Source organism: Stenotrophomonas sp. YJH_SMC_12-1, from assembly GCF_059370935.1.
In genome coordinates this window covers 260623-273653 of sequence record NZ_JCAFUD010000002.1, presented here as the reverse complement: position 1 = coordinate 273653, position 13031 = coordinate 260623, and the positions used below count along the sequence as shown (strand labels likewise).

Annotated in this window: 9 protein-coding genes; 3 read left to right on the top strand and 6 right to left on the bottom strand. The window is 66.4% G+C overall.

The genetic code is table 11. The features are described 5' to 3' along the window. Positions 1–407 precede the first annotated feature (407 nt). A complete protein-coding gene (locus tag AC5P8Y_RS04810) occupies positions 408–809 on the top strand; it encodes a hypothetical protein (RefSeq protein ID WP_111188036.1) in 402 nt (133 codons plus the stop codon). Positions 810–836: 27 nt separating this feature from the next. Here the strand turns inward: AC5P8Y_RS04810 and AC5P8Y_RS04805 are convergent, their stop codons facing one another. From AC5P8Y_RS04805 to AC5P8Y_RS04780, 6 genes are all read right to left on the bottom strand, one after another. Continuing rightward, positions 837–1139: a hypothetical protein gene (locus AC5P8Y_RS04805; RefSeq protein ID WP_049403246.1), complete on the bottom strand. Its 303-nt coding sequence runs from the start codon at positions 1137–1139 to the stop codon at positions 837–839. After that, positions 1136–1600 carry a GNAT family N-acetyltransferase gene (locus AC5P8Y_RS04800; protein ID WP_111188035.1) on the bottom strand — a complete coding sequence of 155 codons (465 nt, stop codon included), beginning with the start codon at positions 1598–1600 and terminating at the stop codon, positions 1136–1138. The genes AC5P8Y_RS04805 and AC5P8Y_RS04800 overlap by 4 nt, the downstream gene beginning before the upstream one ends. A 150-nt stretch (positions 1601–1750) precedes the next feature. Then, positions 1751–2137, bottom strand: coding sequence for an SseB family protein (locus tag AC5P8Y_RS04795; protein ID WP_024956961.1), 387 nt, complete (start codon positions 2135–2137; stop codon positions 1751–1753). Positions 2138–2257: 120 nt separating this feature from the next. Next, positions 2258–3973, bottom strand: coding sequence for an alpha-amylase family glycosyl hydrolase (locus AC5P8Y_RS04790; RefSeq protein WP_329771700.1), 1716 nt, complete (start codon positions 3971–3973; stop codon positions 2258–2260). Then, positions 3973–5460 carry an MFS transporter gene (locus AC5P8Y_RS04785; RefSeq protein WP_005412548.1) on the bottom strand — a complete coding sequence of 496 codons (1488 nt, stop codon included), beginning with the start codon at positions 5458–5460 and terminating at the stop codon, positions 3973–3975. The genes AC5P8Y_RS04790 and AC5P8Y_RS04785 overlap by 1 nt, the downstream gene beginning before the upstream one ends. Next, entirely contained in the window at positions 5457–7649 is a 2193-nt protein-coding gene (locus tag AC5P8Y_RS04780; RefSeq protein ID WP_495201846.1) for a glucosidase family protein, read from the bottom strand. Before AC5P8Y_RS04780 ends, AC5P8Y_RS04785 begins: the two co-directional genes overlap by 4 nt. 237 nt (positions 7650–7886) lie before the next feature. Between AC5P8Y_RS04780 and AC5P8Y_RS04775 the strand changes: the two genes are divergently transcribed. Beyond that, positions 7887–9938 (top strand): glycoside hydrolase family 97 protein, encoded by a 2052-nt coding sequence (locus AC5P8Y_RS04775; protein ID WP_049403251.1) that lies wholly within the window; start codon positions 7887–7889, stop codon positions 9936–9938. 216 nt (positions 9939–10154) lie between these two features. Then, entirely contained in the window at positions 10155–12923 is a 2769-nt protein-coding gene (locus AC5P8Y_RS04770; protein WP_049403333.1) for a TonB-dependent receptor, read from the top strand. The last annotated feature ends 108 nt before the right edge of the window (positions 12924–13031 follow it).

The window sequence follows — 13031 nt, the reverse complement described above, 5'->3', positions numbered from 1 at the left end:
CGATGATCCATGGCTGAAGGTTCTGCTTTAGCTCACTACCCCGACTGATCGCTGGCATCGCGCGTAGTCCATCTGCAGTGCCGAGCCATGCTCGGCACCATCTGCCTGAAGACTCTCCCCTGACGTCTGTCCCAGGCATAACCGCATCAGCAACGATGCCCCTTGTCGCACTCCGGCTCGCGCGCCCGCTTCCCGTCTCCTGACATCACGTTGATCCAGAATCCTTGCGCTTCGCGAGCAGACCGCTGATGCAAGGCGGATCGCCGCGCCCGCAATGTGGAGCTACGGAACAACCTCGAACACGAGGCGGGTCCACAGACATGATTCCTCATCCAAGGAGTTCCACTTGTGAGAAGCATCCAGGCTGGATCGTTGCGAATGGGTCCTGCCTCGCTAGGAGCAACACAATGAAGAAGTGGCTTCTGCTGGGAACGCATATCCTGATCGCCATGATCTCCTCCCTACTGGGAGGGCTATACGTAATCCAGACGTTTCCCAGCCTGCGGCAGCAGTACAGCAATGAACTTGCGATGTCGATCCAACTTCTTTTCGACGAACAGGGGCAGCCAAGGGACGAGGCCGACCTTCGCCGCAGAATCTCTCTGAACATCGCCAACAGCCTGCACCTTTCCGCCAGATCACCGGGCAGGTCGGAGACAGAACTCGAGCGCCTGAGAGCCCTCAGCCGTCGGGTACTGCAGCAGGATCTGCTGAGATATGTCGAGCAGTCGGATGCGCGGCGCAATGCGCTTGACGGGGCCGTTCATCTGACACGCGACCTGCCAACACACGGCTCGCCCCCCCGCTAATGCCAGGACACGCCCGGCATGAGGGCGTCAGCCGCCGGGCGACGCCGCGGCCTTCGGCCCCAGCAACGCCAGCAGCACATAGACCACGATCGAGGCGACGGTACCGAGCGCCGCCGGCAGCCCGAATGCCCACGCCGAACGGCGCTGCTGGCGCGCCCACTGGGCCAGATGCCAGGCCGCGCCCAGGTTGATCAGCCAGGCAATGACGAACACCGGCCACAGCACCATGCCCACCGCGCGCAGCAGGGGCATGGACACCAGCGCGGCAGCGATCGCCGCGATCAGGAAGATCAGGGCCGAGCGGGAATGGCGTGCCGTGGATACGCTCATGCGGCCAACCTGCGCACCATCACCAGCACGCGATAGCTGCGGTTGTCGGCTTCCTGCAGCGGCTTCCAGCCCAGCCGCGCATACAGCCCACCGTCCAGGGCCTCGGTCTGCAGGTAGAGATCGGAAACCCCCATTCGCACCGCCTGCGCCGCTGCTTGCTCCACCAGCGCGCCAGCCAGCCCACGCCCGCGATGGCTGTCGGCCACGAATACGCCGCCCAGCCAATGTTCGTACTGTGGGAACGCCTGCATTTCCCGCCGCTTGAGCTGGACTGCGCCAACCACCTGACCGTCATCGAATACGGCGATCAGGTGCGGGAAACCTTCGGCGTCCTGTGGCGGATTGAGCCGCTGCAGTTCCTGTTCCAGTGTCAGGCCGGCGTCCTGGCCCCATTCCGCGTGGTACCACTGGGCCAATTGCTGCCGTTCCGGTGCGTCGGCGGGTAGTCCCCTGAATTCCATGGCAATGCCTCGATCCCGATGTCACCCAAGGGGATCATGGACGGCGCCCGAAGGGAAGCCTTCTGTAGCGTCGAGCCATGCTCGACACATCAGGCCATGCGCGAAAGGCAGTCGAGCATGGCTCGACGCTACAAATGGCGCGACGGCAACTCAGCCCTGGGCGAAGTCCTTCAGGATCTCGCCAACGCCGCTGGGCGAGATCTCAAAGCCCAGCGAAGTACCCGGGTTGATCACCACGCCGTAGCCACCCGGCACGCGGCGCAGCACGTCCAGCATCAGCCAGCGGATCTGGTGTTCGGCCTGCTGGCTGTAGACGCCCACCCGCGACGGCTCGGTGAACACCGCCACATGCAGGGTGCCCTGCTTGTCGAACAGCAGCGGGTCGAAGCCGCTGCCGTCCGGGGTGACCAGGCTGCCGGTCAGCAGCACTACCTCGGAAGCGACGAAGGCCTCCATGAAGGCGCGGATCGGCACCGCCCCGTCCATCGCCGCCTTCAGCAGGGTTTCGATCGGGGTCTGCGGGGCGAGGTCGGTCATGGCGATACGCGGGGCGTGAGGGGTGCCTATTGTGCCGGATGCGGCCAAACCCGGTAGTGCCGGCCACTGGCCGGCACCTGCAGGTACCCGGAATCCGGGGCTGCCGGCCAGCGGCCGGCACTACCGCCCCAGACGCTGGTCCCGCGCCTTCTGGTCGGCCATCGCCTTGTCCAGCTCGGCCTGCAGCGCCGGCTGCTGCACGGCAGCGTCCAGCACATAGACCTTCACGCCGTGCGCGGGCACGTCGGCCTTCAGCGGACCGTTCACCTGCAACGAGCCGCCGTCCAGCGCATCGCGCCAGCGGCCCGCCTGGACGTAACGCGACACAGTGAAGCTCTTTGCTCTGTCGCCCTTGTTCAGCAGCACCAGCGCGGTCTGCGCCACCTCGCCATGCTGCAGCACGCGGAAGAACACTGCCTCATCGCCCTGCAGGCGCTCGTTCACCTGCAGGCCGCGCTGCAGCGCCGGGGTGGCTTCGCGCAGCCTGGCGATACGCTGCAGCGGCACGAAGATCGGGCTCTTCGGCGCCGCATCCACACGCGGCTGGCCGAAGTACGCACGATTGCCGGCATGCTCGGCGCGGCCACGCATGAAGCCCGTCTCCGAACCGTAGTAGACCACCGGAATGCCGCGCGCGGTGAACAGCCAGTTGTGTGCATCGATGAAGCCATCGTCGCTGGCCTGCAGGCGCGGCATGTCGTGGTTGTCGTAGAAGCTCATCAGCTCGTACGGGTTGGCGTACGGTCCGCCGCTCAGGTGCAGCGGCTCGGTCAGTGTCTCGAAGCCCTTGGCGGCGGTGCCGAAGGTCTGCTCCAGCGCGCCGCGCAATGGGAAATCGAGCACGCTCACGTTCGCGTTGGCGGGCCAGGTGTGCTCGGCGATGCGCGCGGCATCGTAGTCGAACGCTTCGCCGAACATGAACATGCCCGGATGCTCGGCGCGGATGCGCTTGACGAATTCATGCCACCACGGGTGCGGCAGCCAGCCGATAGTGTCGATGCGCAATGCGTCCACGCCCTGCGCGGTCCATTGCAGGTAGGCGCCGACCAGGTAGTCCATCACCGCCGGATTGTCCTGATTGAAGTCCGACAGCTCGGCCAGGTTGCCGTCGAAGATCGAGCCGTCCTTGCTGTCGACCGGACCGATGTTGTTGTAGAACGCGTGCAACGGGTTGTGCTTCGGATCCAGTTTCTGCGGCGGCAGGTTCTGGTGGTCGGCGATCAGTTTTCCGTCCTTGTCGAAGATCTGCCCGAACTGCGGCTGCCGTGTCGGCATGGTCCAGGCCGGCGAACCGTGGTTGCCTACGATATCCAGCACCACCTTCAAGCCAGCACCGTGCAGGCCCTTGGTCAGCCCGGCGAAGTCCAGGTTCCTGCTCGGCAGGTGCTCGTCGAGTTTGTAGAAGTTGATGCCCCAGTAACCGTGGTAACCGGTCTTGCCGCGGTCGGTCAGCGTGCTGGTACAGCTGATCGGCTTGCTGCCGGTAAAGGCCTCGTCCGGGTTGTCGACGATGGGCGTGATCCACACCGCACCGAAGCCGAGGTTGCGGATGTACTGCGCGTTGTCGAGCACGCCGCGGAAGTCGCCGCCGAGGTAGCCGATGTTGCCGTCCACCTTGTCCGGGCACGGCACCGGAATATCGAAGGTGCGATGCGTGCCGCCCTGATCGCGATGGTCGTTGGACGGATCACCGTTGACGAAGCGGTCGGTGACCACGAAATACACCGCATCGCTGGCGAACGGCTCGGTGGTGCCGACGTAGTCCGGGCGCGGCGCGGCCGCGGCCTGGCCGGCGAACAGGGCAAGGGAAACAGCAACAGCCAGGACACCACGCATCACACCACCTCCGGACGGGACGGAACCCGCAGCACGCACAGGCCGGCCAGGAACAGGCTGCAGCCGCCCAGCACCAGCACATGCATCGGCTGGCCACCCAGCCATGCGCGCAGGGCAAAGCCAAGCGCACTGGCCGCCACCAGCTGCGGAATCACGATGAAGAAATTGAAGATGCCCATGTACACACCCATCTTCGACGCCGGCACGCTGTCGGACAGCAGTGCATACGGCAACGACAGGATCGAGGCCCAGGCAAAGCCCACACCCACCATCGACAGCAGCAGCCAGTGCGGGTCGCGGATGAACATCAGCGAGACCAGGCCGGCGCCGCCCAGCCACAGGTTGACCAGGTGGCTCCAGCGCAGGCCGATCGCACGCACCATCGGCGGAATCAGCACCGCCGCCAGCGCAGCGAAGCCGTTGTAGGCGCCAAACAGCACGCCCACCCAGTTGGCACCTTCGTTGTAGGCGGCCGACTGTGGATCGGTCGAACCGAAGTGGGTACCGGCCACCGCAGCGGTGGTGTAGATCCACATGGCGAACAGCGCGAACCACGAGAAGAACTGCACCCACGCCAGGCGGCGCATGGTGACCGGCATTGCGCGCAGGTCGCCGACGATGGCTGCCAGCATATGCGTAGCCGGCAGCGCGCGCGCCGCCGCCAGCAGCAAGCCGTAGCCGGCGCACAGGCCTGCCAGAACGTACAGCATCCTGTCGCCTTGCCGCCAGGTGATCAGCAGCGCCAACAACACACCCAACCCAAGCCACAGGGTCACCCGCGTCCATGAAGCCGGGCCGTTGATCGCGGCCGCCGCGTGATGTTCCGGCGGCTCGGCATCATCGAACCCGGCCAGCTCCGCCGGTGAATATTCGCGGGTGCTGACCACCGTCCAGGTGATCGCCGCGAGCAGCACCACCGCGCCGAAGTAGAACGCATAACGCACAGTGTCGGGCACTTCCCCGGCGGACGCGGTGTTGGCAACGCCGAAGTGGGCCAGGATGAATGGCAGGAAGCTGGCGACGATGGCGCCCACGCCGATGAAGAAGCTCTGCATCGCGTAGCCGGCCGGACGCTGGCGTGGCGCCAGCTGGTCGCCGACAAAGGCACGGAACGGCTCCATCGATACGTTGATCGAGGCATCCAGCACCCACAGCGTGCCGGCCGCGATCCACAGCGTCGGCGAGTTCGGCATCACCAGCAGCGCCAGCGTGGTCAACACCGCACCGATCATGAAGTATGGACGACGGCGACCCCAGCGGGTCCAGGTGCGGTCGGACAGGTAACCGATCACGGGCTGCACCAGCAGGCCGGTCAGCGGCGCGGCAATCCACAGCCCTGGTACCGCGTCGATGTCCGCACCCAGCGTCTCGAAGATGCGGCTGGCGTTGGCGTTCTGCAGGGCGAACCCGAACTGGATGCCGAGGAAGCCGAAACACATGTTCCAGATCTGCCAGAACGACAGCTGCGGTTTGGCGGGACGATTCATCGTGCACCCTCTTCCATCGCCACCGGCGCCACCGTCAGCGCCTGCACCTGGGCCTGGTTGAGCACGCCTTCGCGGCCGCCCTTGCCCCCGGTGTAGTGCGCGAAATGTTCAAGCGCGCTCATGTTGAAGCCCTCTTCAAGCGCGACCGTGCACTGCCCCTTTGGCACCGTGAATGTTGCCGAGGTCGAGTCCTGCACGGCCACGCTGTGCGGCAGCGTGACCGTATGCCGCTGCAACGGCTGGCCCGGGCACTGCAGCACCAGCTGCTTGACCGCAGCCGTGACGCCAGTGTTGATCGGCCCGTTCGGGTTTCGATATTGCAGGCGCAGGCGAACCTGCCCGGCCTTGGCCGAGGTGAACGGCCAGCGCTGCGCACCCTTCAGCACCTGCTGCGGACCGACGCAGACCATTGGGCTGTGCAGCGATTCCAACGCGCCTTCGCGTCGGGTCAGGCTGAGGCAATGCTGCAGCCCATCGTCGCTGATCTGCACCTGGCCATTGCTGGCGACGACGGCCCTACCGTCCTTCCACAGAACCTGCCCGGCTTGCACCGGAACGTTCCAACCCGTGCCCCTGCGCAGGGCCTGCGGTGCCGCCGGTGTTGCGGGCGCACGCGCGTTGGCATCCGCAGTCGTGGCAGCGAAGCCTGTTGCTGCCGGGGCAGTCACCAGCTGCACCGTGGTGGTCGTGCCGCGTGTGGTGGTCCTGCCCGCCACCAGCAAGCCATCGCCCACGCTCTGCGGACGCTCCAGCACATAGCGCTTGCCAGTGACTTCCAGGCTGATGCTGCGCTGCGTGCCGAACAGTTCCGGCACCAGCGCGGCCGGCAGCTTGGGCTGCACACGGCCATCGTCCTGCACGCCGAACACGCCTTCGACCACCATCGACAGATACCCGGCCACCGACCACAGCTGGCGTTCGGAGTTGACCACCGGGCCGCTCAGCGCGCCTTCCTCGACATGCACGGCCTGGCTGACCAGCTCGTAGTTCTCCATGTTGGAACCGGCCAGCGCGGCGCCCCGCATCAGCGAACGGATCTCGGCGGCGATGCGCGGCGCATCGTCCAGCTGCCGCGCCGCACGCAGCGAGTACGCGCTGACAAACGGCCAGATCGCACGGTTGTGGTAGATCGGCTGCTGCGCTTCCTGCGGCCAGACCACGGGGCTGCCGGCTGGCCCCATCGGGTAAGCAGCCAGTGCACGGCGTGCGCGCTCGGGCGGCAGCACCCCGGCGAGGATGCCCAGCGACAGGCCCAGCAGATCGACCTTGGCGTACGGCACCGGGTGCGCGGCTTCGCCGATGTAGCTCATGTACTGGCCGATATCCTCGCGCCAGAAGCGCGCATCGATCTGCTGCGCCAACGCATCGGCCCACGCCTTGTAGTCGGCCGCGCGGGCGTCGCCGTGCTGGCCGGCCAGGCGTTCGGCCAGGCGCAGTGCCTGGTAGTGCAGCACGTTGGTGGACAATGCGTAGGAATCACCGATGAAGCGCACGTCCTCGCGGGTCCAGTCCGGATAGGTCTGCTCGCGCCAGTCCAGGAACGAGGTCTCGCCACGGTACAGGCCCACCTGCGCGTCGAACACCATCGCGCGGTCCTGCGCCAGCGTGCCCTTCAGCGCCTGCCAGACCTGGTCGGCAAACGCGCGATCCTCCAGCAGATGACGTGCCGCCAGGAACCACACCACGCGATCGCTGCTGATCGGCCAGCTGCCACCGGAACCGGTGTCCTGCGCCACGAACAGGCCGGGCGTGTGCCCGTCGCGCGCCACCGACAGCTTGAACTGCAGCGACTGCCGGGTGCGCTCCGGGTCCAGCCGCGCCAGCGCCAGATCGGCGGCGAAGCTGACATCGCGGGTCCACACATAGGGCCAGCGCGCGCCGGTCTGGAAGCACTCGCACGGCACCGGTCGGCCTTGGTCGAACGCGGGATCGCGAATCGCGTCCACGCGGTCCTGGTCCATCTCCTGCTGGGCCAGCGCGAACAACGCGTCGAACATCACGCTGCCGGTCTGGCTGCGCATCGGTGCGGCTGCGATCTGCACTGCGCCCTTCGGCGCATGCAGCACGAAGCTGCCGTTGGCAGCGGCTTCGGCGCGCGCATGGCGGCCGTCGAATTGCAGGTCGGCCGCCTGCGCGGTCGTCCCCAGCGCTGCCCCCAGGGCAGCGGTCAGGCAAATGATCTTCAGCATCGAAGCGGCGGACCGGCTTGCGCCCGTCGGCCTCCCTCCCTCTCTGCACGCGTTGTAGGTCCGCACCGTCGTTGCCGGCGGGCGGGCACGGCCCCTCCCTCAAGGTGCCTTGGCCCCATGGTAGACGCGGGGCTGTCGGCTGCGTCCAGCTGCATACGTATTCATGGCGCCACGCGGTAGCGCACCTGCTGCGCTGGCTTATGGTCCGGGTCTGCCAACGGCGCCTTGGGAGGGGAAATGCCGATGCCACACACGGTTGTACGCGCGCTGTTCGCGCACATGTTCGGCCTGGCCCTGTTGGGCGTGGCCACGCTGGCACAGGCCGCGCCACAGGTGGCCAGCGTCGAGTCACCGGGCAAGGTAATCAAGGTCAGCCTCGTGCTGGACGGCGGCACCGCCCGCTACCGCGTCGAGCGTTTCGGCGACCCCGTAGTGGAGGATTCGAAGCTCGGCTTCGCCCTGCGCGACGGCCGCCTGGACCGCGATTTCGCCCTGCTTGGCCAGCAGCGGCGCAGCGTCGACGACAGCTGGGAGCAGCCGTGGGGCGAGCGCCGGCTCACCCGCAACCACTTCAACGAGCTGACCGTGCAGCTGGCCGAAACCACCGGCAGCAAGCGTCGGCTGGATGTGGTGTTCCGCGCCTACGACGATGGCCTGGGCTTCCGCTATGTGTTCCCCGAACAGCCGAACCTGCACGAGGCGATCATCGATGACGAACTGACCGAATTCGCCATCGCGCCTGAATCCACCGCTTGGTGGATCCCCGCCGGCGAGCCGATCCACTACGAATATCTGTACCAGCGCACGCCGCTGCGCGAGGTGCCGCTGGTGCATACGCCGATGACCGTGCGCAGCCGCGATGGCCTGCATGTGGCCATTCACGAGGCCGCTCTGGTGGACTACGCCGGCATGTGGCTGCGGCGCACCGAGGGGCAACGCCTGCGCGCGCAGCTGTCACCCTCGGCCGAAGGCTGGAAGGTGCGTCGTGCCCTGCCCTTCGCCACGCCGTGGCGCACGCTGCAGATCGCGGACCGCGCCGGTGGCCTGGTCGAATCGGACCTGATCCTCAACCTCAACGAACCCAATGCGCTGGGCGACGTGAGCTGGGTGAAGCCGGCCAAGTACGTGGGCGTGTGGTGGTCGATGCACCTGGACAACGAGAGCTGGGCCACGGGGCCGAAGCACGCGGCCACCACCGCCAGGACGAAGAAGGTGATCGACTTCGCCGCCGCGCATGGCTTCCGCGGCGTGCTGGTGGAGGGCTGGAATCCGGGCTGGGACGGCATGTGGGTGGGCAACGGCTACGACTTCGATTTCACCCGGGCCACGCCTGATTTCGACATCGAGGCGCTGTCGGCGTATGGCCTGAAAAAGGGTGTGCACCTGATCGGCCACCATGAAACCGGCTGCGCCATCGAGCACTACGAGGATCAGCTGGGCGCCGCGCTGGACCTGTACGCACGCTTGGGCGTGGACCAGTTCAAGACCGGCTACGTCTGCGACGATGGCCAGGTCGACCGCCGCAATCCCACGGGGGGCCCGCTGAGGCGCGAGTGGCACGACGGGCAGTTCATGGCCGGCCATCACCTGAAGGTGGTGCAGGAGGCTGCGCGCCGGCACCTGTCGGTGAACCCGCATGAGCCGATCAAGGACACCGGCCTGCGCCGCACCTACCCCAACTGGATCTCTCGCGAAGGCGCGCGCGGCATGGAGTACAACGCCTGGGGCCAGCCGCCGAACCCGCCGGAGCACGAGGTCAACCTGGTGTTCACCCGCATGCTGGCCGGGCCGATGGATTACACCCCCGGCATCCTCAGCCTGAAGGGCCGCCACGGCCAGGCCATCCCCAGCACGCTGGCCCGCCAGCTGGCGCTGTACGTGGTGCTGTACAGCCCGATCCAGATGGCCGCCGACCTGCCCGAGCACTACCTGCAGCACCGCGAGGCATTCCGCTTCATCGAGGACGTGGCGGTGGACTGGGAGCAGAGCCGCGTGCTCGATGGCGAAGTGGGCGACTACGTGACGATCGTGCGCCGCGACCGCAACAGCCGCGACTGGTTCCTCGGCAGCATCACCGACGAACACGGCCGCGTGCTGCCGGTATCGCTGGGCTTCCTGGAGCCAGGCGTGCGCTATCGCGCCGAGATCTACCGCGATGGCGAAGGCGCCGATTTCCGTAGCAATCCGTTCGCGTTCGCGCGCGAAACCCGCGAGGTGACCAGCGCCGATGCACTGACGCTGGTGCTGGCACCGGGCGGTGGGCAGGCCATTCGCTTCACGCCGCTGTGAATGCCCCGGTAGTGCCGGCCGCTGGCCGGCACCACCGCAAGCAGGATCTGAAAGCGATTACACCCCTGCAAACGCCATTGAATACGTATGCAGGGTGATTCCCGCGAAGAATGCGCTGCCTACCATAGCGGCGACGACAGCGGCCACCGCGTCGCACGTTCACGGCACCGCCGGGACGTTCACGAATCGATCTGCAACATTGCCTGGGAGGGGAAAATGTTGAACCACAAGCGCAGTGCGCTGAGTCTCGCGCTGGCCGTTGTGCTGGCGCCGACGCTGGCGTCGGCACAGTCCACGCAGAGCACCACCACGCCGGCCGGCACCGCCGCCACCAACCTGGATACGGTGCAGGTCACCGGTATCCGCCGCGGCATCGAGAGCGCGATCGCGGTCAAACAGGACGCCACCTCGGTGGTCGAGGCGATTTCCGCCGAAGACATCGGCAAGCTGCCCGACGTCAGCATCGCCGAATCCATCTCGCGCCTGCCCGGCCTGGCCGCCCAGCGCGTGGCCGGCCGTGCGCAGGTGATCAGCGTGCGCGGCCTGTCGCCGGACTTCGCCACCACCCTGCTCAATGGCCGTGAAGTGGTCAGCACCGGCGACAACCGCGGTGTCGAGTTCGACCAGTACCCGTCCGAGTTGGTCAACGGCGTGACCGTCTACAAGACCCCGGACGCGGCGCTGGTCGGCCAGGGCCTGTCGGGCACCATCGACATGCAGACCGCGCGCCCGCTCAGCTTCGGCGAGCGCGTGATCGCGGTCAGCGGCCGCTACCAGAAGAGTTCGCTGGGCCGCGCCGCCAACGTCGATCCGTACGGCAACCGCTTCAGCGCCAGCTACATCGACCAGTTCCTGGACAAGACCCTGGGCATTGCCATCGGCTACGCGCACAGCGACATGCCGATCCAGGAGAACCAGGTCGGCCTGTACGAACCGTGGACCACCGAACACACCGACAAGGGCGAGCGTCGCGGAATCGCGCCAGGCACCTACTTCACCGACGGCATCAAGGCACTGCGCCGTACCGGCAACAACAAGCGCGACGGCGTGATGGCCACGATCCAGTTCCGGCCGAACAACAGCTGGACCAGCACCTTCGATGCGTTCCACACCGAAGCCGAGCAGATTGACACCGCCAACCAGTTCGAGCTGAGCCTCAGTGGCAATGGCGAGGACACCAAGGATCCCAACGCGATCCTGCCTGTGTTCAGCAATGTCGGCCGCAATGCCGATGGCAGCTTCACCGGCGGCACGATCAACAATGCATATCCGCTGGTGCGCGGCATGTACAACAAGCGCAAGGACAAGATCGATGCGTTCGGCTGGAACAACGAATTCAACGTCGGTGGCGTGAAGCTGGTCGCCGACCTGAACTACTCCAAGGCGACCCGCCGCGAGATCAACCTGGAAAACAACCTGCAGCTGGTGCCGCGCCCGCAGTTCGACACGATCGGCCTGGTGGTGAACAACAACAGCTTCTCGCAGATCACGCCGGGGCGTGACTACTCCAATCCGGACAGCCTGTTCCTGACCAACACGATCTATGGTTCCGGCTACGGCAAGGTGCCGGAGGTGGAAGACCGCTTGAAGGGCGCCAAGCTGGCGGCGACGCTGCCGGTTCCCGAAGCCATGTCCAGCTGGTTCTCGGATGTGGACGTGGGCGTGAACTACGCCGACCGTCGCAAGCAGAAGGCCCAGGCCGAAGGCAGCATCCTGCTCGGCGCCCAAGGCGAATCCACCATCGCCCAGGACCTGCAGTACCGCCCGGTCAACCTCGGTTTCGCCGGCATCGGCTACATCCCGTCGTGGAACGTACCGGCCGCTGTGGGTCGTTACATGACCTTCAACCCGGTCGACAACCTGGACTACCTGATCCCCAAGTCGTGGACGGTCGAAGAGAAGATCACCACCGCCTGGGCGCGCCTGAACATCAACACCGACATCGGTGAAGTGGGCGTGCGCGGCAACATCGGCGTGCAGATGCAGCACACCGACCAGAGCTCGGATTCTCGCTACTGGGACAGCTCGCAGCCGGCTGGCAGCAACATCCAGCCCTTCTCTGCCGGCAAGACCTACAAGGATTGGCTGCCGAGCTTGAACCTGGCCTTCATGTTCCCGCACCAGCAGACGCTGCGCTTCGCCGCCGCCAAGCAGGTCGCGCGCCCGCGCGTGGACCAGATGCGCGCCGGCCTGGAGTTCGGCGTGGATACCGGCACCGGCCGGCCGGGTGGCAGTGGTGGCAATCCGCTGCTGGATCCGTGGCGCGCCACCGCGCTGGACCTGTCCTATGAGAAGTACTTCGGCGAGAAGGCCTACGTGGCTGCCGCGATCTTCTACAAGGACCTGAAGAGCTACGTCTATACCCAGTCGGTGGACAACTACGACTTCACCGCGCTGCTGGGCAACTACGTGCCGCCGCCGGGCATGACCGCACCGGTGCTGACCACCGGCACCTTCTCCACGCCGCAGAACGGCAAGGGCGGCACGTTGAAGGGGCTGGAGCTGACAGGGTCGTTCCCGCTGGAGATGCTGACCGACAGCCTGCGCGGCTTCGGCGTGCAGGCCAGCGCGACCTTCAACAAGAGCGACATCACCATCCTGGATCCGGAGAGCGCCTCCAGCGTGGGCAGTGACCCGATCAGCCTGCCGGGCCTGTCCAAGCGCGTCTACAACTTCACCGTCTACTACGAACGCAGTGGCTTTGAAGCACGCGTAAGCCAGCGCCGCCGTTCGGACTTCATCGGTGAGATCGGCAACTTCAACGGCAACCGCACACTGCGTTACGTAGTGGGCGAGAACGTGACCGATGCGCAGGTCAGCTACACCTTCAGCGACAGCAGCGCCCTGCGTGGCCTGACCCTGCTGCTGCAGGGCAGCAACCTGACCAACGAGCCGTACCGCACCTACGCCGGCAGCAAGGACCGCCCGCTGGAGTACATCGAATGGGGCCGCACTTACATGCTGGGCGTGAACTACAAGTTCTGAGGTAGCGCCGGGCCCTGCCCGGCAGCCGGACCCGGTAGTGCCGGCCGCTGGCCGGCAACAGAAACAGGGAGCAGGACCGGAAACCCGCTGCGCAGGCAGCGGGTTTTC

Coding starts and splice junctions, on each gene's coding strand:
- AC5P8Y_RS04790 (WP_329771700.1), bottom strand. CDS start 3,973: ATGCGTGGTGTCCTGGCTGTTGCTGTTTCCCTTGCCCTGTTCGCCGGC.
- AC5P8Y_RS04785 (WP_005412548.1), bottom strand. CDS start 5,460: ATGAATCGTCCCGCCAAACCGCAGCTGTCGTTCTGGCAGATCTGGAAC.
- AC5P8Y_RS04800 (WP_111188035.1), bottom strand. CDS start 1,600: ATGGAATTCAGGGGACTACCCGCCGACGCACCGGAACGGCAGCAATTG.
- AC5P8Y_RS04780 (WP_495201846.1), bottom strand. CDS start 7,649: ATGCTGAAGATCATTTGCCTGACCGCTGCCCTGGGGGCAGCGCTGGGG.
- AC5P8Y_RS04775 (WP_049403251.1), top strand. CDS start 7,887: ATGCCGATGCCACACACGGTTGTACGCGCGCTGTTCGCGCACATGTTC.
- AC5P8Y_RS04810 (WP_111188036.1), top strand. CDS start 408: ATGAAGAAGTGGCTTCTGCTGGGAACGCATATCCTGATCGCCATGATC.
- AC5P8Y_RS04770 (WP_049403333.1), top strand. CDS start 10,155: ATGTTGAACCACAAGCGCAGTGCGCTGAGTCTCGCGCTGGCCGTTGTG.
- AC5P8Y_RS04795 (WP_024956961.1), bottom strand. CDS start 2,137: ATGACCGACCTCGCCCCGCAGACCCCGATCGAAACCCTGCTGAAGGCG.
- AC5P8Y_RS04805 (WP_049403246.1), bottom strand. CDS start 1,139: ATGAGCGTATCCACGGCACGCCATTCCCGCTCGGCCCTGATCTTCCTG.